Genomic DNA, 22,664 nt, shown 5'->3' with positions numbered 1-22,664 from the left:
CCAGGCTGTGGTCGCGACGCATCGTCTCTCACGTTAGCGTCGCGACGGCCTTTACGCCCGGGCCGCCACCCACGTCTTCATACATCCCACGGCTCGTGCCGACCACGTCGGCGTACGGACGGGGGTCAGTTCACGATCTTGTCGTAGCGGTACGGGAGGTAGGCGCCGCGCGAGTCCTGGATCGGCCAGTCGTAGACGCTCTTGTGCGGGCGGTCCGGGTTGCCGCTGTGCTCGTACACGGTGAAGCTCGAGTGCGACGTGTCGTTCCACTTCACGAAGATCATCACGTGCCCGCCGGCGCCGCCGGTGGCCGAACCCATGATGCCGAGCAGGTCACCCGGCTTCAGGTCGTCCTTGCTGCCAAGGACGTGGGTGACGTCGGGCAGGTCGACGGTGCTCCGGCCCGGAGCGTCGAGGTGCAGGGCCATCGAGGCGTAGCCGGAGCAGTCGCTTCGGTACATCACACCGTCCGGTGCCGCGGCGCTTCCGTTCATGTCGTAGCTGATCGACGGGTCGGTGAGCCAGGTGCGCGCCCGCGCCAGGACCTCGGTGCGGCTGATGCGGCCGTCCGTGACCGACTTCGGTGCCGGCTTGGCCCTGTGCTTGACGGTCCTGCTCTTCACGGCCGGAGCCGGCTTGTTCTTCGCGACCTTCCTGGCCTCGGCCTTCTTCGTCCTGGCCGGCTTGGCCTTGGCCTTGGCCTTGGCCTTGGGCTTGCTCTTGTGCTTGGTCACCTTCGGCGTCGCTTTCGGCGTGGCCTTGGGGGTGGCCCGCTTCGTCGCCGTCGGGGTGGGCGTCGGCCGGGCGGTCGCCTTCTTGGTGGGGGTCGGCGCAGCCAGGTCAGCCGAGGCGTTCTTCGGTGGCGTGCCATCGGACCTCACCGCGCCGACGGCGACGGTGCCGCCTACCGCGACCAGAGCGACGGCCAGCCCTGCCAGAAGATATCGGACGGCGCCAAGCCGTTGAAAGAAATTCAAGGAACTACCCCTTCTCTTGCCGCAGAAGGGGTAGACGTTCGCATACGGACGTAACGGCGCATTGTGTTCGGGGGAATACGATCCGGCTCAAGTGGTACGCTCTCGCGACACCATGATCAACTAATGACGGAATGGATGACAAGCAACCAATTCGACCTGGTTTGTCATTCGCATTTCGGACGCGAATTCGCCGCTTTCAATGTGACCTATCGCACATTAGTCGGCCGGAATCGGGCGTCGATCCAGGCGTACCGATAAATATACAACTCAGCCAGTTGGCGACTGCTCGGGGGTTATGCCGGTATTCGCTGTACGTGGGCATGGAGTGGCTGTTCGGTGACCTGGAGGCCGAAACGCGCTGAGCCCTGAGGCCGGCGTCGCCTACTCCTGACCCGCCCCGTCGGCGCCGAGGGTGCTTTCCCGCGGAACCAGCTCGAACTCCGCGACCACCCGCCGCGCCGGGCGGTCGAGGCCGTCGATGCGCTCGACCAGCATGTCCAGTGCCGTCCGCGCGATCATCTGCTTGTCCGGGGAGATCGTCGACAGCGACGGAGTGCTCAGCCGGGCGGCCTCGATGTCGTCGATCCCCACCACCGCGACGTCCTCGGGAACGCGCCAGCCACGCGAGTGCAGGGTCCGGATCGCCCCGAGAGCGACGCGGTCGTTGAAGCAGAAGAGCGCGTCGAAGTCACCGGCCGAGGCGAGCAGTTCGTCGACGGCGGCGGCGACGCCTTCGGGGGAGTGCTCGAGTTGGTGGACGACGAGCGCGGGGTCGAACGGCAGGTCCGCCCGCGCGAGTGCGTCGGTGTAGCCCTGCTGCCGCCGGCCGGACTCCTGCGGGCGCTTGGCGCCCTGAGACTGCGGCGGCGCCCCGATGACGGCGATCCGGCGGCGGCCGAGTCCGATCAGGTGCTCGGTGGCCGCCGCTGCCGCCGCCCGGCTGTCGATGGCCACGCTGTCGGCGGACCGCTGCAGCCGCTCGCCGAGCAGGACCAGCGGTGTCCGGTCGGGCCGGTTGCGCAGGTAGGCAGCCGTCAGCGACCACGGCTGCAGGATCATCCCGTCGATGAGGTGACTCCGGAACCCCTCGGCCACCAGCTGCTCGCGTTCGCGCGCACCTTCGGTGCAGTCGATGAGGACGGTGAGGTCGCGGGTCTCGGCCTCCTTGACGATGAGGTGGGCGATCTCGGCGAAGTACGGGCTGCGCATCGACGGGAGCGCGAGCGCGATCAGGCCGGTGCGCCCGCGACGAAGGTTTCGGGCCGAGATGTTGGGCCGGTAGTCGAGTTCGGCCAGCGCACGCTCGACCTTCTCCTTCGTCGCGGGCGTCAGGTAGGGATAGTCGTTCAGGACGTTGGAGACCGTCTTGATCGACACTCCCGCCAGCTTGGCAACGTCCCTGATCGTCGCGCGCATTCGACCCACTCTCCTCAGCTGCCCAGGGGGCCCGCCTGAGAGTACAACCCGAGCCGTGGCCCGCGGGGTTCCCGACCTAGGAGGAGCCGTACTTGTCGGTGCCGTAGTCCTCTCCGGGCTTCCAGTCGTCGAACTTCCAGTCGTCCTCGCTGACCTTGGCGCCCTTGCCCGCGACCACCTTGATCGCCCGCGCCCGCTCGGCGGTCAGCTTCCCGGCGTAGTCTGTCAACGCCTTCCTGACATCCTTCACCTGGCCGCTGAGCGCGCCCTGGACGAGGGTGCCGAGGTCGGGGGCGATGGGCTTCATCTCGGCGATGACGTCGGACACGGCGGCGTTCCGGGCGATGGGGCTTGGCGCGAGCTTGACCTGTTCCTTGTAGAAGGCGGCAGCCTGCTTGAAGGTCGGATGGACGTCGGCCTTGTCCACCAGGGAGAGATCGACCGGCATGCCGTCCATCTGCTCGGCCTCGCGAAGCATGACGTCCTTGGTGGCGAACCGCCCGAGCAGTTCGGAGGCCTTGTCGGGCAGCTTCGAACTCGCAGAGAGCCAGAAGTCTCCCGGCTTCGGTGCGCTGTAGAGCACGGGCGTACGCCCTGCCTCGGCGACCGGGACGGGAGCGACGCCGAGTTTGCCGAGGAACTGCTTGAATCCGTCCTTGATCACGCCGACGTTCCAGGGGCCGTCGAAGAACACGCCGGCGATCCCGGTGGTCCAGCGCGCCCGCGCCGTGCGGGCGTCGAGAGAGGAGGAGGCGGGGAAGAGGACTCCGTCGCTCTTCATCGACTGGAGAAACTCCACCGCGTGGACGTACGGATCGCTTCCGTAGGTGTACTCACCGGTGCGCGGGTCGACTCCGCCCACGCCGCCGCCTGCCTGGGCGAGGTCCTCGACGTGCTCACCCATCCTGGCGGCGAACTGCAGTGGTGCGATCCAGCCGTACGCCCCGCCGCCACTCTGCTTGATCTTGCGGGCGGTCGCTCGCACGCCGTCCCAGGTGGCGAGGTCATGCGTGGGATCACCGCCGGCCTTCTTCACCAGGTCGGTGTTGTACCACGTCAGGGTCGTGTACTGGCGGAAGGAGGCCAGCGGTAGCGAGTACAGCTTGCCGTTCCAGTGGGTGAATCCCTCCAGGAACGCGGCTTTCGGTATCGCCGCCAGCGCCTGCTCGTCAAGGTCGATCGGCGCGAACCAGCCCTGCTTGCGCAGCCGCGCGGCAGGAACACCAAGTCCGGCGGTCGTGAACACGTCCGGCATCTGCTTGCTGCTGAACGCGAGTTGCAGGGCCTGCCCCTGCTTGTTCGGGTTGTAGACGGTGTAGTCGACGTGAACGCCGGAGGACTTCTCGAACTCCGCGAAGATCTCCTTGTGCAGGTCCGCGCGCGGCTCGAACTGGTCCCACCAGCGCAGGACCCCGCCCTTGCCGCCGCCGCCACCACCACCGGCGTGTGATCCGCCCGACCCTTCGGACGTACTCGGGGCCGTGTTGCACGCGCCGAGCCCGACGGCACCGAGGAGAGCACCACCCGAGGCCAGGAACTTTCGCCTGTTGATCATGCTGCCTTCTTTCTGTTCGATGCGCCGCACCGTCGCCGTCGCCGTCGGCGGGTGACAGAAGCGCTCTTCTTCGTGCGAGCCCCCGTGAGTGTGATCAGGCGGAGCCGCCGGACCGGTCGAGTTGTGCGTCGGTGGCGCGCAGCATCCATGCGGTGAGGTCCGCCAGCAGGTCCGCCTTGGTCGCCGCCAGTGCCGGTACCGCCGAAAGGTCCCGGGTTTCGAACGGGTCCTCGGCGAGATCGAAGAGCTGAACCGCGCCGGTGACGTCGGCCACGAGCTTCCATCTCCCGCGGCGAACCATCCGGCGTGCTCCGCTGTGTGTCACCACGTTCACGGCGTCGACCACGACGCGCCCGTCGTCGAGCCGGCGGACACCGGGCTCCGCATCACCCAGATCCGCTTCCTCGTACGGCATGCCCCCGAATCCCTGCTCCGCGTAGGCACTCAGGAAGTCGTGGTCGCCGGCGACGTCGCCGCTCAACATGGGGACAAGGCTGCGGCCCTGCACCCCCTCGGGCACCGGCTGGCCGAGGACCTCACAGATGGTCGGGAGGATGTCGACGATCGAGACGTGGGCCGGGCTCGGTCCGGGCTCTCCCACCACACCGGGGCCGTGGAAGAACATCGGGACCCGTGCCAGCACCTCCGGTAGGCCGGGTCCCTTGCGCATCAGGCCGTACTCGCCGGCGAAGTCGCCGTGGTCGGAGACGAAGACGAGGAGGGTGTCGTCGAGCCGACCCGTGTTCTCGAGGTGGCGGACCAGTCTGGCGATCTGGTCGTCCACGAGGCGCAGCATCCCGACGTAGTTGGCTCGGGCACGCGCGAGCACGTCCGGTTTGGCCTCGCCGGACAGTTCGGCGAGCCTGCCGGCGTAACGCCAGGCCAGGTCGCGGTTGTCGAGCGCCTCGAGGGTCGTGGCGGCCGGAGGCACGGTGGTGGGCGCGTACGCGGAGAAGTACGGCTCGGGGGCCTGGTAGGGGACGTGCGGCTCCGGGATCGACAGCCACAGGAACGAACGCTCGGTGGGTGCGGCGGTGTCGAGCCACCGGATGGCCTCGTCGACCAGGCGCGCCGGGATCTGAACCTCCGGCGGAAACGGCGTCGCCGTTGGTGTCGTACCCGGATGGTCGTGCAGCCAGTCGTCGAACTCCTGGTCCGGCCCCGTGGCCGCGGACCGGGGCAGGCGGCCGAGGTGTCCGTATTCCACCCAGTGGTCGAGCCGGTTCGGAACCAGGTGCGAGTGGTTCTTTCCGACGAGGGCGGTCCGGAAGCCCGCGCCGGCCACGACGTCGACGAGGTCCCTGCCGTAGCTGGGGTTGCCGTAGGCCCTGTTCGTACGCACCCCGTGGGCGCTGGGGAACCGGCCGGTCAGCATGCTGATCCGCGCGGGAACGCACAACGGCGACGAGGTGTAGGCGCGATCGAACCAACGGCCGGCACGAGCCAGCCGGTCGAGCGTCGGGGTCGTGTCGACGCCGAAGCCCTCGCGTGCGCACAGGTCCGCGCGATGCTGGTCGGTCATCACCACCACGACGTCGCGCGGGGTGTGCCGTGGCCGCTGCCGGTCCTCGCCGGGCATGGGACCACCCTTCGTGTGTCAGCGTCCTTCGCGGCGGACGGTGAACGGTGCGAGATGGTTGTGCGGTGCACGTCGTGGCTCGTACGCCGCGCGGGGGAGGTCGTCCACGACGCGGGTCGACCACCACAGCAGTTGCTCGGTCAGTGCGGCCCGGATCTCGGCCACCTCCGGGTCGCCCCACCGGTTGGACAGCTCCATCGGGTCCTCGGCCAGGTCGTAGAGCTCCCCGCGGCCGGTCACGTCGTAGACGAGCTTCCACCGGCCCTGCCGGACCATGCGTGACGTGCCGCTCTGGGTGACGCTGTTGAGTTCGTCGTACTTCGTTCCCTCGTAGGGAAAGTGCAGCGGTGGCCGTTGGTCCTCGTCGTACGGGATCCCGCCGTACCCGCGCTCGGCGTAGACGCTCGCGAACTCCTCGGCCGGGTAGTCGCCGCCGGTCAGCACCGGCCACAGGCTGCGGCCCTGCACGCCGTACGGGATGTCCGCACCGACCGCCTCGCACAGGGTGGGGAACAGGTCGGCCAGGGACACGTGGTCGGCGGTGTTGTCCGTGGCGACCACGCCGGGCCCGGTCAGCACGAACGGGATCCGCATCAGCACCTCCGGCATCCCGGCGCCCTTGCGCTGCAGGCCGTAGTCGCCGACATAGTCTCCGTGGTCGGCGACGAAGACTACGAGGGTGTTGTCAAGGACGCCTTGCTCCTCGAGGTGACCGAGCAGCCGGCGGATCTGGTCGTCGATCAGCCGCAGCATGCCGCAGTAGGTGGCGCGGTAGCGGCGCCACAGCCGGTCGTAGCCCGGCCGCTTCTCCTCCAGCAGGTCGGCGAGCCACTTCCACGCACCACCCTTGGCCCGGGCCGCCTCCGGCCCGCACGCGCGGTCGGGCACGTCCTCCTCGGGGAACATCGAGAAGTAGGGCTCGGGCGCCTGGTAGGGGTTGTGCGGCTCCGGGAAGGACACCCAGCCGAAGAAGGGCCGGTCCGGATCACGTCGGTCCAGCGCCTCGATCGCGTCGTCGACGATGCGGTACGGATACTGGCACTCGAGCGGAAACACCGTCGGTTCGAGGGTCGGGCCGTGGTCGATCGACCGCAGCCAGGCCGAGAAGTCCCGCTGTTCGTCGGTGGAGTCCGGCCCGCGCTCGTGCCAGTACGGACCGGCGAAGGAGTCGAAGTCGTCCTCGCGGCGATACATGTGGGTCTTGCCGGCGAAGTGCAGCGAGTAGCCCGAGGTGGCGAGCACGTCCAGCAGGTCCTCCCCACGGAGCACCTCCCTGGTCGCGGAGTTCTGGCGTACGCGATGGGCCGACGGGAAGCGCCCGGTCAGCAGGCTGGTCCGCGCCGGCACGCACGCCGGCGCCGTCGTGTAGGCGTTGCGGAAGCGGGTCCCTGACGCGGCGACCGAGTCCAGGAACGGCATCGTGTCCAGCCCGAACCCCTCGCCGGCGGTGAAGCCGGCCCGGTGCTGGTCGGTCATCACCAGCAGGATGTTCGGTCGTGGCGCGCTCACCGGGGCGTCTCCTTCTCGGGCCGGTTCCGCTGCTGTCGTTGCGCCTGCCTCGTCGCCCGGCGGTAGGCGTCGACCTCCTCCGCCGGGATCGCGCGGCTTGCTCCGGTCACGATCTCGTGGACCTGCTCGACCGGCACCTTCGGCGTCCGGTCCTCGGTGAGCAGGCCGTTGCGCTCCTGCTGGGTGTCGGTCAGCTGGGTGTAGCAGAACCCCGCCAGTTCGGCGGAGTCGAGAATGGCGCCGACGAGCTCGCCGAACCGGTCGCGCAGCGCTTCGGGAGAGTCGACCGTGCTGTAGCCGAACCACTTGTCGTCGGCTCCGGGCAGGTAGGACAGGCCGCCGAACTCGGTGAGCACGACCGGCTGGCCCTCGCGTACGGGCTCGGTGAGCATCACCTTGCGCCGTCCCGGCCCCGGCCCGTAGAGGGTCCGGCGAAGCGCCTCGGGGCTGCCGTACCGCTCCTCGATGCTCGCGCCGCGAGGCGTGTAGTCGTGCACGCCCCAGACGTCGCTCTCGGTGTGTTCCCAGCCGTCGTTGGAGATCACCGGACGGGTGGGGTCGATCGCCCTGGTCAGGTGGTAGAGCGCGGTGGCGAAGCTGCGCTGCTGCTCGGAGGTCGCGATGTGGGGTACGCCCCAGCTCTCGTTGAGCGGCACCCAGCACACGACGCAGGGGTGGCTCCGGTCCCGGCGTACGGCCTCGGTCCACTCCCGGGTCAGCCGGTCGACCGCCCGGGTGGAGAACTCGAAGGTGTTGGCCATCTCTCCCCACACCAGGAGGCCGAGACGGTCGCACCAGTAGAGGAAGCGGGGATCCTCCACCTTCTGGTGGATACGGACGCCGGTGAAGCCGAGCTCCTTGACCAGCTCGACCTCGCGGCGCAGCGCGTCCGCGTCGGGCGCGGCGAGGTGCGACTGCGGCCAGAAACCCTGTTCGAGCACCATCCGCAGGTAGTACGGCCGGCCGTTGAGCAGGAACAGCCCGTCCCGGAAGCCGACGCTGCGCAGCCCTACGTAGCTGGACACCTCGTCACCCGGTTCGTCGCCACCGCGCAGTGCCAAGGTGGCGTTGACAAGGGTCGGTGACTCGGGCGACCACAGGAGCCGGCCGGCCCGGCCACCGAGCAGGTCGGGAACGGCGAGGACGGTACGGGACGTCTGCTCGCCAACCCGGACCGTCTGCCGGACGAGGAGTTCGCCGGCGAGGTCCAGCCGGACGTCGAGTTCGACCGGCGAGGCCGGCGCCCGGCTGAGTGTCAACTCCAGCTGGACGGTGCCGGCCTCCAGGTCGGAGGTCCACGCGAGGTCGGCGACGTGGACGGCCGGGACGGTCTCCAGCCAGACGGGCTGCCAGATCCCGGTGGTCCGGTCGTAGAAGATCCCCTCCGGCTCGAGGGACCGGCACTGCTTGCCTCGTGGCTGGCTCGCGTCGGTGGGCAGGTCCTCCGCGCGGACGACGACAGTCTGCTCACCACCGCCGCGCAGTGCCCCGGTGATGTCGAACGTGAACGGCGTGTGCCCGCCCTCGTGGCCACCGACCTGGATGCCGTTGACCCACACCGTGGCGGAGTAGTCGACGGCACCGAAGTGCAGCAGGACGCGTTCGCCGGACGCCGGAGGAGCGACGGCAAACGTCCGTTCGTACCACACCACCGGGTGGAAGCCCGGGTCGTGCACCTCCGACAGCTTCGACTCCGGCGGGTACGGAACCCTGATGGTGCGGTCGAACGCGTCCGCCCTCTCGGACTCGAACCACCGCTGCACCAGGCCCTGGTCGCCGTCGTCGTAGGCGAAGCGCCAGACGCCGCACAGGTCGGTCCACGTCTCGCGGCGGAACTGCGGGCGGGGGTGCGCGGACGGATCGGCCGTCGGGTCGGCGGACGGCTCGGTCGTCGGGTTGGTCACGGATGTCCTCTCGGTGGCACGCGTTCGTTCCTGGCCTGGCAGCTGTCGCTTCGGCCTACCAGAAGGCGTCACGGGGTTGGCTGCGGTCCTCGGTGGCGACCAGGACGTCGAGGAGCTTCTCCTGCAGGGCAAGCCGGTCACCCGCATGTGCGGGGTCGTCCCACAGATTGGTGACCTCACGGGAATCGGCGACGAGGTCGTAGAGCTCACCGGTCCGAGCCCTCGTGCTGGCGGGGTCATCGTGGTGGACGACGAGCTTCCAGCGGTCGTGCCGCAGCATCGTGGTGTGCACCGGCGGGTCGTAGGGGTGACCGCTGTTGCGGTACTGCGACAACGCCCAGTCCCGCGTCCACGCGGCGGAGTCGCCGCGGGCCAGGGGGAGCAGGCTGGTGCCCTGACCGCGGGCCAGCGGCGGGAGGCCGGCCACCTCCAGCAACGTGGGAGCGAGGTCGATCCACTGCACGAGTTCGGACCGGCGTTCACCGGCCGGCAGCACACCTGGCCAGCGCATCAGCAGCGGAACCCGGACCGAGCAGTCGTACATCATCGGGCCCTTGAGCATGAGCTGGTGGTCGCCGAGCATCTCGCCGTGGTCGCTGGTGAAGACCACGACGGTGTTCTCGGCCAGGCCCTCCTCGTCCAGGGTGGCGAGGATGCGTCCCACCTCGTCGTCGACCAGGGTGACCATGGCGTAGTAGGCGGCCTTCACCTGCTGGAGTTCGTCCTCGGTGTACTCCACGAAGCCCTTGGCGTGTCCGGCGTAGGACTCCTTCGACGCCTCGGTGTAGATGGCCGGCTTGGTCGCCAGCTCGTCCGGAGTGGTCACCGGCCTGGACAGCGCCTGCGGGTCGTAGCGGTCGACGTACTCCGGCGGCGCGCCGAAGCCGTGGTGGGGGTCGAAGAAGTTCGCCACGAAGCAGAACGGCTTGTCGGGTTCGCGTCCGGTGCGCAGGAACTCCTGCGTCTCCAGGCCGATCCACCGGCTGTAGTGCGCCTGCGTCGGCATCGAGTCGAACGTCACCGGCGACGCCGGGTCGAGCGCGTCGGCGTGCAGGTCGGGATGCGCGGCCCGCAGCCACCGGTGGTAGGCGTTCTCCGACGAACCGGGGTAGGGGTCGTGCGCCCACCGGAACACCCGGAAGCCGTCGTCGAGCCGCCGCTCGGTGCGCCCGGCGAAGCACGCTGACAAGTGCAGCTTGCCTACCAGCCCGCAGTCGTACCCCGCGTCGGCCAGATCCCTGGTGAACAGGCGTTCGTGGTCCGGCAGGCCCACGCCGTTGGCCCACAGGCCGTGGTTGGCGACGTAGCGGCCGGTCATCAGACTGGCCCGCGACGGTCCGCACACCGGGTTCTGCACGTAGCAGTTCTCGAACAGCACGCCCTGCTCGGCCAGATGGTCCAGGTGCGGCGTCTCGATCTCTTCGTTGCCGGACGCACCGAGCGCGTCGAAACGCTGCTGGTCGGTGCAGATGAACAGGATGTTCGGTGTCATGACTTGACCGCTCCCGCGATTCCCTCGACGAAGTAGCGCTGCAACAACACGAAGATCACCACGACCGGCAGCAGCGAGATGGTCGCCGCGGCCGCCATACCCGACCAGTCGGTGGAGTTCTCGCCGACGAACGCCAGCATGCCGACGCTCAGCGTCCGCAGGTCCGGCCGGGAGAACGTGAACACCAGTGGCAGGAAGAACGCGTTCCAGGTGGCGAGGAACGTCAACAGCGTGACAGTGGCCGTCACCGGCATAGCCAGCGGCAGCATGACCCGGAAGAAGATCGACCAGAAGCCCGCGCCGTCGACGATCGCGGCCTCCTCGAGCTCGCGCGGAATCTGGCGGAAGTAGCCGAGATAGAGCAGGATCGCCGCGACGTGGGCGCCGCCGCTGAGCGCGACGACCATCCCGCCCAGGGAGTTCAGCAGGCCCAGCCGCTGGGAGAGGTCGACCACCGGGATGACCGTGTAGCCGGTCGGAACGAACAGCGTCGCCACCAGGACGACCATGATCACCTTACGGCCGGCGAACTGGTGACGCGCGAGTACGTAGCCGGCCATCGCGCAGCGGACGACGACCACGACGACGGTCACGACGGTGACGACCACGGTGTTCAGCAGGTAGCGGCCGAAGTGTGCGTCGTTCCACGCCCGTGCGTAGTTGGCCCACACCGGCGACTTCGGGACCAGCGACAGCCCGGAGGCGAAGACCTCCATCTGGTCCTTCAGGGACGCGGCGACCATCCACACGAACGGGTAGACCCACAGCGCACATCCGACGGCCAGGAAGGCCGCAGCGATCCACCACGGCAGCCGGCGCGCGATCCGGGCCGCGCTCATGCCGTACCTCCCGACCGGCGCACGGCCCTGATCCCGAGCAACTGGAACAGCCCGACCAGGCACACGAACAGCCCGAAGATCACGGCGGCCGCGGAGGCGTAGCCGAGTTGGGGGACGGTCGCGGCGAACGCCCAGCGGTAGATGTAGATCTCCACGACCTCGGTGGCGTAGAACGGCCCGCCGCCGGTCATGGTGAGCATCAGGTCGAACACCTTCAGCGTCGCCTCCAGCGACAGCAGGGTGATGATGACAAGGAAGGGCCGCAGCAGCGGCATCGTGACGTGCCGCATGAGCTTCCACGGGCCCGCGCCGTCGATCCGGGCCGCCTCGTACACCTCGTTCGGAATGGTCTGCAGCGCGGCCAGCCAGTAGACGAGCGTGATCCCGAACCACTTCCAGACGTAGACGCCGGCCACGGTCCACAACGCGGTGGAGGAGTCGCCGAGGAAGTTGATGCCCTCGGAGAGGAGGCCGAGCCTGGTCAGCAGCAGGTTGATCGGTCCGCTGGCGGGATCGAAGACGAACTGCATCACGACGCCGACGATCGCGGTGGTGGTGACCACCGGAAGGAACAACGCGGTCCGGAACAACGTCGAGAACGGCATCTTCGGCGAGTTGAGCACGATCGCGATCAGCAGCGTCGCGACGACCTGCAGGGGGACCGTCACCAGCATGAACAGCACGGTGATCTTGAACGAGTTCCAGAACAGCGGATCGGCGAGCACGTCACGGTAGTTCTGCAGACCGATCCAGCTCTTGTCGGATCCGAAACCGTCCCACCTGACGAAGGAGTACCAGTAGCTCGCGACGATCGGGTAGACGGTGTACAGGCCGTACAGCACGACGGTCGGTGTGAGGAACAACCAGATCCACAGCCGTGACCTGCCCGAGTCGCGCGGCCTGCCGCCGGCCCGGCGCGACGTCCGTTCGTGGACGTCGTTCTCCAACGTCGCGACGCTCAACCGTGCACACTCCCATGGGTTTAGTACTACGTTGTACGAAGTGTTCTACACCACCACCGCAAAGAGCAACTCCCCCCATGTCCGCACCTCCACAGTTCGGGAAAGGTGTCGAGCCATGCGAAGTCATCGAACCTCGCGCGTAGCGGCGTACCTGAGCGCGCTCGCCGTGCTGGCGGCGTCAGCCGTGGCCGGTCAGTCGGTCGCCCAGGCGTCCGGACCGGAGCCGCGGCCGGTCTACGCCGCACCCACCGGTGAGGCGGCCGACCCGGGCGTCGTGCGCGACGGCCGGGACTACTACGCCTTCATGACCGGCGGCCTGGCCCGCGTCGCCAAGGCCGACAATCCGAGAGGCCCGTGGCAGACCATGCCGGACGCTCTGTCGCGGTGGGGCGAGTGGGCGTCGGGGAAGGGCGCTGTCTGGGCTCCCGACGCCGTGCACACCTCGGCCGGCTGGGTGCTGTACTACGCGGCGCAGGCGAAGGGGTTCGCCGGTCAGCGCTGCATCGGCACCGCCGTGGCCGACCAGCCGAGTGGGCCGTACGAGCCGGCGGCCACCCCGTTGATCTGCCCGATCCTGGGTGGTGAGGACCCCGCCGCCGACCGGCCCGACCCGACGGCCGGCGTGATCGACCCGTCGCCGTTCCAGGACGAGGACGGCGCTCGCTACCTGCTGTACAAGACGCAGAAGACACCGGGCACCATCCGGATGTTCCCGCTGTCGCAGGACGGGCTGCACGGACGTGGCGAGCTCAGCCACGAACTCGTCCGGCACTCCGACAGCATCGAGAACCCCGTGATGGTGCGGCGCGACGGCTACTACTTCCTGTTCGCCGCCGCGAACTGGTACGACCAGTGCCGCTACTCCACGGCGTGGCGGCGTTCGACGGACCTGTGGTCGTTCGCCGACAAGGACGAGCACGTGCTCGTGGACCAGGCCAGTACCGGACTCTGCGGGCCGGGCGGAGCCGACGTGGTCACCGGTGGCGGCGGTCCCGACCGGATCTTCCTGCACGCGTGGGTGTGCTCGGCCGACAACGAGCCGTGCCGGTTCACCGGGGTCGTGACCGACCCGAACCGGCGGCGGGTGGTCTACGCGGCGGTCCTGTCCTGGGGTTCGGACGGCATCACCCCGCAGGTGCCGGCCTTCCTCCCGCCCGCCTGAGACGCTCTAGCCTGACCGCATGGAGGAACTGTCCGTACGAGCTGCGGTTCTGGACGCGCCCGGTGCGCCGCTGCGAGTCGAGGAGCTGTCGCTGCAGGCGCCCCGGGCGGGGGAGGTGCTCGTCCGGGTCACCGCCGCGGGCCTGTGCCACACCGACCTGCACTACCTGGCGGGGGACCTCGCCTGTAGGACCCCGATCGTGCCCGGGCACGAGGGCGCCGGCGTCGTGGAGCAGGTCGGCGCCGGCGTCACTTCGGTGCGGCCCGGCGACTCCGTCGTACTCATGTGGCGGCCGCGCTGTGGGCGGTGTGCGTACTGCTCGTCCGGGCGGCCGGCCCTGTGTGACAACGCACGTGTGCAGATCACCACCAACGGTCTGCTGGACGGCACCACCCGGCTTCGCCGCGGCGACCAGGAGGTCAGGCACCTGCTCGGCGTCTCGTGCTTCGCCGAACGCTGCGTCGTCGCCGAGCAGTCGGTGATCGCGATCCCGGACGACATCCCGCCGCGGATCGCCTCGCTCGTCGGGTGTGCCGTGATCACCGGCGTCGGGTCGGTGCTCAACGTCGTCACCGACGCCGCCCGCAGTGGCATCCTCGTGATCGGGGCGGGCGGGGTCGGACTGTCCTGCGTGCTCGGCGGCCGGCTGGCCGGTGCGTACCCGCTGATCGTCGCCGACGTGGTGCCGCGGCGGCTGGAGCTCGCGGCCAGGCTCGGCGCGACCCACACCATCGACTCCTTCCGGACCGACCTCGAGCAGGCCGTACGGGAGATCTGCCCCGACGGTGTGGACTGGGCGCTGGAGGCGGTGGGCCGCGCACCGACGCTCGAACAGGCGGTGGCGTGCCTGCGCAAGGGCGGCACGCTGGTCGCGATCGGGCTCGGCGCGGTCGGCACGACGTTCGAGGTCCCGATCAACCAGCTGGTGCAGCAGGAGAAGCGGCTGATCGGCAGCCTGTACGGGAGTGCCAACACGGTCACGGACGTGCCGAAGCTGCTGGAGCTATATCGCGCGGGCCGGCTCCCGCTGGACGAGTTGCTCGGCCCGACCTACCCGCTGAGCCGGGTGAACGACGCCTGTCAGGCTCTCGTTGACGGTGCCGTCGGGCGGATCGTCCTCGAGCCCGCCCTTTAGGGCGAAGAACTGAAGGCCATCACTTTCGAGTGCGTCATGCCCACAACCTCGGCAGCCAGGTCAGGGTGGCGGCGAGGGATGCGACAACGGTCACGAACATGACCAGGACGACCACGGTCCACTTCGCCCCCAAGGGCTTTACCTGTTTTCCGGAACGCTGCGCCTGGGCCACCCTCGTGAACCACCTTGCGAAAATGACGCGCATGATCACCACGGACATTGTTGCGATGATGTAAAGCTGGAGTCCTGTGGCGTCGTCGTCACTACTTCTCCTCGACCTTCCGTAGACGTAGAGGCCGCAAACCACTGACGTGATCAGTCCGACGGTGAACCTCGCAGCCACTCCCAGCGGTTTCCTGGAACGAGGGGAGACCAGTGGCAGAGTGCCGAAGGCCACCGCGAGAGCGATGCCGGATCCAACCGCCATGACCCGCACCTGGGTGAGGGAGAACGCGGCTTCCGGCTGTGCGGCTACCACGAGTACGTCAGGCGTCAACGTCCCTCCCATCGATCGACGTCTCGGGGTCGAGGTGCGGCTCGCCGTCCTCAAGCGCTCCCAGAGAGTAGTACCTCCACCAACACCACGATGGCGACCGTCGGTCGCGAGGGGTGCCCGGCACGGCCCGGTAGCGCCGGGCGCGGTCCGACGTGGTTGGCTCGGTCTCCGTGTCATCGGCACGGCACCATGCCGTGCGACGGTCGGAAACCGAGGGAGCTTCGAAGTGTCTGGCGTGCTGGCCGGGTTCGCCACCATCGGCATGATCATCGGGGTGGGCTTCCTCCTCGCCCACCTGAACGTGCTGGACGCGACCGCGCAACGTGTCCTGACCCGGACAGCGTTCTTCGTCGCCAGCCCGGCACTGATGGTGACCGTTCTAGGCCGCAGCGACGTGCACCAGCTGCTGTCGGCCAACCTGATCGCCTCACTGGCCAGCGTGTTCGTGGTGGCCACCACCTACGTCCTGCTGGCCCGGCTGGTGTGGAAGCGAAGCGCCGCGGACACCGTGATCGGAACCTTCTCCGCCGCCTACGTGAACGCCGGCAACCTGGGCCTGCCGATCGCCGCGTACGCCCTGGGGAACGCGGCACTGATCGCGCCGATGCTGCTCGCGCAGTTGCTCGTACTCCAGCCGAGCGGACTCACGGTGCTCGACGCCGTCACCCACGTCCCCCAACCCGGCATGTCCCGAGGCCGCCGGCTGCTGCTGCGTGTCACCAGGCCGTTGCGCAACCCGCTGGCGATCGGTTCGCTCATAGGCCTGGCGCTGGCGATCTCCGGGGTGAAGCTTCCGGTGCCGATCAGCGCACCGCTCGGCCTGCTGGGCGGGATGGCGGTGCCGTCGATGCTGCTGGCGTACGGCATCTCGCTGCGGCTGGGCCCCCGGCCCGGCGCCGGCGAACCACCGGTGCACGTCGCCACCATCCTGGCGCTGAAGCTCGTCGTCCAGCCGCTGGTCGCCTACCTGATCGGGGCGTACGTCGTCGGGCTGAGTGGGCACGCGCTCCTCGCCGTGACGGTGATCGCCGCCCTGCCCACCGCCCAGAACGTCTTCACGTTCGCGATGCGCTACGGGCGTGGGATCGTTCTCACCCGGGACGCGATCTTCTTCTCCACCGTGCTGTCGCTGCCGGTGATCATCGTGATCACCTGGCTGCTCGCCTGATAGTTCAGGCTCACTCGTAGCCGAACGCGTCGATCGCGAAGCCGAGCCGCTTCCTGGCGTACGTCTCGTCGGCGGCTGGGATCGGCGCCCAGTGCGCGAGCCGGTCGGCGGACACCTCCAGCTCGGTCTCGGCGTCGGGCAGGCCGAGCCGGCCGAAGAGCTCCGCACGCCGGGCCGGCCAGTCCACGGCCAGGTCCTCGAGCCGGAACTGCACGCACCGCGGATCGGACGCGGCGCCGGTACGAAGCCACGACCGGTACATCGGCTCCAGCCAGTTGCACACGCGCTCGATGTCGTCGGGCGCCCACTCCATCGACAGATGGGAGGCGGCCACCTGGACCGGATGCCGGAGGATGTGCACGATCCTGGCCTCCGGGAACAGCTCCCACAGGAACTCCGTCGCGAGCAGGTTGTTCGGCGTCTTCTCACACCAGATGGACCTGCCGTGGTCCGTGGCGCCGACGGCGAAGAGTTCCTCGACGTAGGACCGGCACAGGGCCACCAGGTCGGCTCGCTCGGTGAAGTAGCGGCCGACGACCCGTGGTGTGGAACGCTCGTCGTACGCGTACCAGGTCAACTCCGCGAGGAAGCGCTCACACCAGTCCGCGTATCGGTCGGCCCCGAAGATCGCGGGCAGGTCGGCGTGGGAGAACGCCTCGGGCGTCCCGCGGCCCGCGACGTCGCGAGTGAGCATCGTCCGGAACCGGTTGAGCGCGTCGCAGGCGTGGAACGGCGTGTGGCCCGTGGACAGCGACGGCACGAGGTCCTGAACCCCACCGGGATCGACCAGAAACCGTGTCTCCGTTGGAATGTGCCACACCGACGGGTGCTGTCCGATGATCTGGGCGAGCTGTGTGGTCCCGGAACGGCCGGTTCCACCGACGAAGATCATCGGTCCTCCTTCGTTCGACATCGGGTCTGTTCGCCTTCGAGGTCATTCGCGGGTTGTGTATGGGTCGAGCGCGCTCAGGTCGACATCGGTGTCGGGCCACCGGCGGCGAAGCGCGGCGGCGGCCGTGCGCGCCCAGCCGGCCAGGTGAGGCAAAGACCGGTGGCGCCCAGCCGTGTCCGCCGCGGCTTCGAGCGTGGCGACACGGTGAAGACGGCTGTGGTTCCCGTACGGGCGGGTGTCCATCTTCGGCAGGGTTGCGAGGCGGCCGGCCGCGAAGACGAATCCCGCACCCGTGACCGTGCGACCGAACCTTCGGTCGTCGACGACCTCGGGCACGACCGGCGCCAACGTGTCCCGGTAGGCCTCCTCGACCCCGTTGGCCATCGGGTCGCCGACCGTGAGCCACATCGACCCGGGCAGGTAGAGGTCGTTCACCAGGTCGGTGAGGGCGTGCCGGAAACCCGCGGCCTCGAAGTCGATGAGGCGGCCGTCGCCTGCACTGTCGACGAGATAGTTGTTCACGCCCGGGTCGCCGTTGGAGAAGGCGAGGAAGGCGCCGGGGTCGGCAAGCTCGGCAACGATGCCGGCCAACTCGTCGGTCGCCGCCCCCGACATCGGGACACCGGCGTCATCCATGTGCCGAACCCCGGTGTGCCAGCTGCCGAGGAAGGCCTCGACGTCAGCCTGGCGGTCCACCGGTCCGAGTCTGCTTCTGCGGTCGTAGTAGGCGTCGGCTCGACCAAGTGTCCTGGTGTGCAGGCGTGCCAGCGCCCGCGCGAAGCTCGTCAGCAGCGCGGCGCAGCGTCGCGGACCGTCACGGAGCAGGACCGCCCGCAGCGGCTCCCGTGGGGCCAGGTCCTCGCACACGAGGAAGCCGACGCGGGGATCGGCCGACGCGGTGTCGGCGGCCAGCAGGCCCGGTACCAGGGTGGGATCCAGGGCGGCGAGAAATTCCAACGCCGCCTGCTCGGTACGTAGCTGAACGGGGTTCGTCCGCACGTCTCCCGGGGTGTCGCGCAACCACTTCACCACGACGCTGGGCGGGACGTCCGGCGACCGCGCATCCAGGTGGCACCGCAGGACGAACCACGGCTCCACCCGATCGACCGCGCGTACGTTTACGGGTGTCAGGTACGACACCGAGAGAAGCTCCTCGATCCGCGTACGGGTCGGCGGCGAAGGCAGGGGTGCGGCGGCCACGACCCAGGATCATGCCAGAGCCTCCGCCGCTGACCGGACAGGTTTTCTCTCACACGGGTTCGCTCACACGGGCTCGCGGAACTCGGGGGCGATCCACGGCCGGGTTCCCTGCGCCCCGAGGTGCTGGATGCTCGCGATCAGCAGCGGATGGGTCAGTTCGGCGGAAGGCATGCCCTCGTCCGTGGCGGACTTCGCTCTCAGAACGCGTGCCGCGAGATCCACCAGCGTGTCGTCGACCTCCCAACCGGTGATGACTTCGAGTACGCCGCGGGCAAGGGACCACCACGGACGTTCGGGTAGGTCAGGTGTGCGTAGGTGAACCTCGTCGCCGGATACACACCTGACCGTGCAGGCGTCCTCGGCCCTCGGCGGCCGTTCGAATCGAAGCTCCCACTCCTTCGGCGCGTGCAGGTAGTTCGCCGCCATCGGGCTGGACGGAGCCACTGTCACCACGTCTCCCAGCCACAGGTTCTGGAACTGGTCTGCGGTGGCGTCGACGATCGTTCCGTCGGGAAGGAGGTTCCAGCAGTGCACCCAGCTCACCGTGTCGTCGAGCAACCTGAGGTAGCCCCACTGGCCCTGCCAACCGAACTCCTCCGCCAGCGCGGAGGTGACGTTCCCACATCGTCCGTCGTTCGGGCGCGCGTCCCGACGGCGAACCTCACCGCGGAGTGCGTAGATGCGGTGGAGCACTGCCGGATCGCGCGGGTCTGCGTCGGAAACGGCCACCAGGGCAGCGTCGCAGCCGAAGTGATCGGTGAGCAAGCGACGTAGTGTCGTGCCGACACCTGTCGAGCTGTGCGACCGGGAGAGGTGAGCATGGAGGACGCGACAGATGACGCGGCGGCGGAGTTCGACGCGGTGGCCGAGGAGATGTTCCGTCGGCAGTTGGCCTGGTCTCCGCTCTATGCCAGTCAGATCGGCTACCACGAGTACACCAGCGAGTTGCCCGACCTGACCACGGCAGGTGAGGAGGCACGCAGCGCGGCCCTCGACTCGCTGCGGACACGGGCAGAACGCGTCGACCCGGCGACGCTGGACGCCGAGCGCCGCATCACCCGTCGTGTACTTCTCCGCAAGATCTCCGACGCGCAGCTGGCGATCCGGGCTCGCCGCCACGACTACACCGTCTCTCCGATCCCGCAGACGGGCCACGCGGCGACGGTCCTCATCAGCCTCCCGCACACGCCGGTACGCACGAAGGCGGATGCCCAGGCCTACCTCGAACGATGTGCGAAGGTGCCCGCCTGGCTCGACGTCGCCACCGACCGGCTGGCAGAGGGGCGGCTGACCGGCCGAACCCCGGTGGCGCGGCTGGTCACCAACGCCGTCGCCCAACTCGACGGCTACCTCTCCTCTCCGCTGGAGCAGGATCCACTGCTGTCGGTGCCAGATCCGGCCGACGGCGCGCCGGTGGGGTGGCGGGAGGCGCTGGCGGCGGTCGTACGCGACGAGGTGCGCCCGGCGCTCGCCCGGCACCGCGACCGGCTGCGGGCCGAGGTCCTGCCTTCGGCGCGCGGTGACGACCGGCCGGGCATCGCACACCTGCCCGGTGAGGAGGACGTCTACCGCGAACTCGCCGCCGAGCACACCACCACCGACCAGAGCGTCGACGAACTCCACGAGCTCGGCCTCGACCTCGTCGCCGCGCTCACCGAGGAGATGCGCGAGCGGGGTGAGAAGGCATTGGGCAGCGCGGACTTCGCCGAGATCACCGACCGGTTGCGCACTGATCCGCAGTTGTACTTCACCAGCTCCGAAGAAGTGACGGACGCGGCCCGCGACGCGTTGGCCCGGGCGCAGGAGGAGTTGCCCCGCTGGCTCGGAGTCCTGCCTCGGGCAGGATGCCAGGTGATCCCGATGACCGCGCACGAGGTGGAGAACGGCGACCTCGGCCATACCAGTGGCCCGCACTCGACGGGTCGCGGCCGGGCACGTACTGGCTGAACACCCACCGCCCGCACACCCGGCCGCGGTTCGAGGCGCAGACCCTGGCGTTCCACGAGTCCGTTCCTGGTCACCACACCCAGCTGGCACTTGCGCAGGAACTCCCGGGACTGTGCGACTTCCGCCGGCACGCACAGGTCACGGCGTTCACCGAGGGCTGGGCGCTCTACACCGAGCGGCTGGCCGACGAGATGGGCCTGTACTCCGACGACCTGTACCGGCTCGGGATGGTGTCGTTCGACTTCTGGCGCGCCTGCCGGCTGGTGGTCGACACCGGCATGCACGCCCGCGGCTGGACTCGCGACCGCGCGGTGTCCTTCATGGTCGAGCACAGCGCACTCACCCCGAAGAACATCGAGAACGAGATCGACCGCTACATCGGCTGGCCAGGGCAGGCCCTCGGCTACATGGTCGGCCGGCTGGAGATCGCCCGGTTGCGCGCGGAGGCAGCCGCGCGGCTCGGCCACCGGTTCGTCCTGCGCGACTTCCACAGCACGGTGGTCGGGCACGGCAACCTCCCGTTGACAGTGCTCGGTGAGGTCGTCACCAACTGGGTGTCCGGCCAGGAAGGGTGATGGGGATGGGATCCAGTGTGCGCGTCTTCCGCCACGCACGCCTGCTGGCGTGTAACGGCGACGATCCGCTCGACGACGCCACCGTGGTCGTCGAGGATGGTGTGATCAGGGACGTCGCGCGTGGCGACTCGCTCGTCCACGCCGACGACGTGATCGACTGCCGGGGCCGCACCCTGATGCCCGGTCTGATCGACGCGCACGTCCACGTGTGCTCCCTCGATGTCGAGGTCGGACGCGAACAACGCGACTACCCCACCAGCCTCCTGGCGTACGAGATCGGCGCGGTTATCGGGCGGACCCTCGACCAGGGTTACACGACGGTCCGTGACGCCGGCGGCGCCGACTGGGGAATGAAGGAGGCCGTAGCGCGCGGGCTGATTCCCGGCCCGCGGATGTTCGTCAGCGGCCGGCCGCTGTCCCAGACCGGCGGTCACGGCGACAGCCGCTCGCGGGCCGAGGACACCGTGGGCTGCGGATGCGGCGGTCACATCGGCATGGTCGACAACATCGCCGACGGGCCCGACGGCGTACGCCGGGCGGTACGCGAGCAACTGCGCCGGGGCGCCGACGCGATCAAGGTGATGGCCAGCGGCGGTGTCGCCTCGCCGACCGACCGGCTGGACAGCCTGCAGTACACCCGGGAGGAACTGCAAGCCGTGGTTGACGAGGCGGGCCGGGCCGGCACCTACGTCCTGGCCCACGCGTACAGCGCGGCGGCGATCCGCAACGCTGTCGAGGCCGGTGTGCGGTCGATCGAGCACGGCAACTTCCTCGACGAGGACACAGCACGGCTGATGGCCGAGCGGGGAACATTCCTGGTGCCGACGTTCGTGGCCTATGAGAAACTGCACGAGCACGGCCGCGAACTCGGCTTCGCCCGCGAGAAGCTCGCCAAGCTGGACGAGGTGCTCGGTGTCGGCCTCGAAGGACTCGAACGCGCCCGCGACGCCGGCGTGCGGATCGCGTCCGGCTCGGACCTGCTCGGGTCGCTGGCCGTGCACAGGACCCGCGAGCTGGCGATCAAGGCGCAGGTGCTGGGTGCCCACGAGACGCTGGTCGCGACGACCCGTACGAACGCGGAACTCCTCGGCATCGACCACGAGGTCGGCACCGTCGAGCCGGACAAGCGGGCCGACCTCATCGTCGTCGACGGCGACCCGCTGGCCGACATCGCCGTTCTGGCAGATCTCGACCGGATCCAGGTGATCATGCAGGCCGGTGAGTTCCACAAACGTGAGCTCTAGAAGGGCCCTCGGTCACGCAGTCGAGCGGCCGGCGAGCGGCTGGAGGTCGCACGAGGCCGAGAACTCCTGCGACCCGATGCCGAAGGCGGTGTTGGTACGGGTCATGAGGTTCGCCACCGCGATGTACGCGGTGAGTTCGACCAGTGCGGCCGGGCCGAGTGCCTTCAGCAACCCGGCCGACAGTTCGTCGGTGACGGTCGGCGGCGTCTGCGTCATCGCCTCGGCGTACTCCATCACGTCCCGCTCCAGCGGCGTGAACACGTCCGACTCACGCCACCGTGGCACCTCGCGCGCCTTGGCCACGTCGAGTCCCTCGTTGTGCGCCTGGAAGTAGCCGAAGTCCAGGCAGAAACCGCACCCGACCAGGCTGGCCACGGCCATGTGGGCGAACGTCTTGAGGTTCGGGTCGCACTGGTCCCACTTCTGTGTCTTACGGCCGACGGTGAAGCTGAAGTTCAGCACCTTCCGGTTGTGCCAGGCCACCTGCACCGGCTCGGCCACGTCTCCGAGCAGCTTGCGGGACATCCGCGCGACGATCGCGCCGTAGATGCCGGTGAGTTCCGCCTTCGGGACCCTCGTCGTGCTGGTCATGTCTTCTCCTCGACCGGTCGG

General features: G+C 69.0%; 18 protein-coding genes and 1 pseudogene. 5 read left to right on the top strand and 14 right to left on the bottom strand.

Going from position 1 to position 22,664, the window contains the following annotated elements; all coding sequences use genetic code 11:
• Positions 1-125: 125 nt before the first annotated feature.
• The 9 genes from F4554_RS24390 to F4554_RS24350 all read right to left on the bottom strand — a co-directional run bounded on the left by F4554_RS24390 (position 126) and on the right by F4554_RS24350 (position 12,233).
• Positions 126-977, bottom strand: a complete 852-nt coding sequence (locus tag F4554_RS24390) for an NlpC/P60 family protein (RefSeq protein ID WP_179789728.1) — start codon at positions 975-977, stop codon at positions 126-128.
• A gap of 381 nt (positions 978-1,358) precedes the next feature.
• Positions 1,359-2,393: a LacI family DNA-binding transcriptional regulator gene (locus F4554_RS24385; RefSeq protein ID WP_179789727.1), complete on the bottom strand. Its 1,035-nt coding sequence runs from the start codon at positions 2,391-2,393 to the stop codon at positions 1,359-1,361.
• 76 nt (positions 2,394-2,469) lie between these two features.
• Complete coding sequence (locus F4554_RS24380) at positions 2,470-3,948, bottom strand: ABC transporter substrate-binding protein (RefSeq protein WP_179789726.1); 1,479 nt, start codon at positions 3,946-3,948, stop codon at positions 2,470-2,472.
• Between the two features lie 94 nt (positions 3,949-4,042).
• Positions 4,043-5,527 (bottom strand): sulfatase family protein, encoded by a 1,485-nt coding sequence (locus F4554_RS24375; protein WP_179789725.1) that lies wholly within the window; start codon positions 5,525-5,527, stop codon positions 4,043-4,045.
• An 18-nt stretch (positions 5,528-5,545) separates the two neighbouring features.
• Positions 5,546-7,036, bottom strand: coding sequence for a sulfatase-like hydrolase/transferase (locus F4554_RS24370; protein ID WP_179789724.1), 1,491 nt, complete (start codon positions 7,034-7,036; stop codon positions 5,546-5,548).
• Positions 7,033-8,940, bottom strand: coding sequence for a glycoside hydrolase family 2 protein (locus tag F4554_RS24365; RefSeq protein ID WP_337796184.1), 1,908 nt, complete (start codon positions 8,938-8,940; stop codon positions 7,033-7,035). Before F4554_RS24365 ends, F4554_RS24370 begins: the two co-directional genes overlap by 4 nt.
• Positions 8,941-8,995: 55 nt before the next feature.
• Positions 8,996-10,432, bottom strand: coding sequence for a sulfatase family protein (locus tag F4554_RS24360; RefSeq protein ID WP_179789722.1), 1,437 nt, complete (start codon positions 10,430-10,432; stop codon positions 8,996-8,998).
• Positions 10,429-11,271, bottom strand: a complete 843-nt coding sequence (locus tag F4554_RS24355; protein ID WP_179789721.1) for a carbohydrate ABC transporter permease — start codon at positions 11,269-11,271, stop codon at positions 10,429-10,431. Before F4554_RS24355 ends, F4554_RS24360 begins: the two co-directional genes overlap by 4 nt.
• Positions 11,268-12,233: a carbohydrate ABC transporter permease gene (locus F4554_RS24350; RefSeq protein ID WP_238341393.1), complete on the bottom strand. Its 966-nt coding sequence runs from the start codon at positions 12,231-12,233 to the stop codon at positions 11,268-11,270. The genes F4554_RS24355 and F4554_RS24350 overlap by 4 nt, the downstream gene beginning before the upstream one ends.
• A 115-nt stretch (positions 12,234-12,348) precedes the next feature.
• Between F4554_RS24350 and F4554_RS24345 the strand changes: the two genes are divergently transcribed.
• Positions 12,349-13,395: a glycoside hydrolase family 43 protein gene (locus F4554_RS24345; protein ID WP_179789720.1), complete on the top strand. Its 1,047-nt coding sequence runs from the start codon at positions 12,349-12,351 to the stop codon at positions 13,393-13,395.
• A gap of 19 nt (positions 13,396-13,414) precedes the next feature.
• A complete protein-coding gene (locus F4554_RS24340) occupies positions 13,415-14,530 on the top strand; it encodes a zinc-binding dehydrogenase (RefSeq protein ID WP_179789719.1) in 1,116 nt (371 codons plus the stop codon).
• A 34-nt stretch (positions 14,531-14,564) separates the two neighbouring features.
• Here the strand turns inward: F4554_RS24340 and F4554_RS24335 are convergent, their stop codons facing one another.
• Positions 14,565-15,026, bottom strand: coding sequence for a hypothetical protein (locus tag F4554_RS24335; protein ID WP_179789718.1), 462 nt, complete (start codon positions 15,024-15,026; stop codon positions 14,565-14,567).
• A gap of 226 nt (positions 15,027-15,252) precedes the next feature.
• Here F4554_RS24335 and F4554_RS24330 point away from each other — a divergent pair, with 226 nt between their 5' ends.
• Positions 15,253-16,194 (top strand): AEC family transporter, encoded by a 942-nt coding sequence (locus F4554_RS24330; protein WP_179789717.1) that lies wholly within the window; start codon positions 15,253-15,255, stop codon positions 16,192-16,194.
• A 10-nt stretch (positions 16,195-16,204) separates the two neighbouring features.
• Here the strand turns inward: F4554_RS24330 and F4554_RS24325 are convergent, their stop codons facing one another.
• The 3 genes from F4554_RS24325 to F4554_RS24315 all read right to left on the bottom strand — a co-directional run bounded on the left by F4554_RS24325 (position 16,205) and on the right by F4554_RS24315 (position 19,051).
• Positions 16,205-17,086 (bottom strand): sulfotransferase family protein, encoded by an 882-nt coding sequence (locus tag F4554_RS24325; protein WP_179789716.1) that lies wholly within the window; start codon positions 17,084-17,086, stop codon positions 16,205-16,207.
• Positions 17,087-17,128: 42 nt separating this feature from the next.
• Entirely contained in the window at positions 17,129-18,286 is a 1,158-nt protein-coding gene (locus F4554_RS24320; RefSeq protein WP_179789715.1) for a phosphotransferase family protein, read from the bottom strand.
• A 63-nt stretch (positions 18,287-18,349) separates the two neighbouring features.
• A complete protein-coding gene (locus F4554_RS24315) occupies positions 18,350-19,051 on the bottom strand; it encodes a hypothetical protein (protein WP_179789714.1) in 702 nt (233 codons plus the stop codon).
• Positions 19,052-19,105: 54 nt separating this feature from the next.
• On the opposite strand from F4554_RS24315, the pseudogene F4554_RS24310 reads away from it, so the two are divergent.
• Both F4554_RS24310 and F4554_RS24300 read left to right on the top strand, forming a co-directional pair.
• Positions 19,106-20,808: pseudogene (locus F4554_RS24310) on the top strand (DUF885 domain-containing protein).
• Positions 20,809-20,813: 5 nt separating this feature from the next.
• Positions 20,814-22,052, top strand: coding sequence for a metal-dependent hydrolase family protein (locus tag F4554_RS24300; protein WP_179789711.1), 1,239 nt, complete (start codon positions 20,814-20,816; stop codon positions 22,050-22,052).
• A gap of 12 nt (positions 22,053-22,064) precedes the next feature.
• Here F4554_RS24300 and F4554_RS24295 read toward each other — a convergent pair whose 3' ends face one another.
• A complete protein-coding gene (locus F4554_RS24295) occupies positions 22,065-22,643 on the bottom strand; it encodes a carboxymuconolactone decarboxylase family protein (protein ID WP_179789710.1) in 579 nt (192 codons plus the stop codon).
• Positions 22,644-22,664 lie beyond the last annotated feature (21 nt).

It is taken from the genome of Actinopolymorpha rutila, from assembly GCF_013407855.1.
Classification (GTDB): domain Bacteria; phylum Actinomycetota; class Actinomycetes; order Propionibacteriales; family Actinopolymorphaceae; genus Actinopolymorpha; species Actinopolymorpha rutila.
Note: the sequence above shows the minus strand (reverse complement) of the source record. Positions and strands in the feature narration are given on the sequence as shown.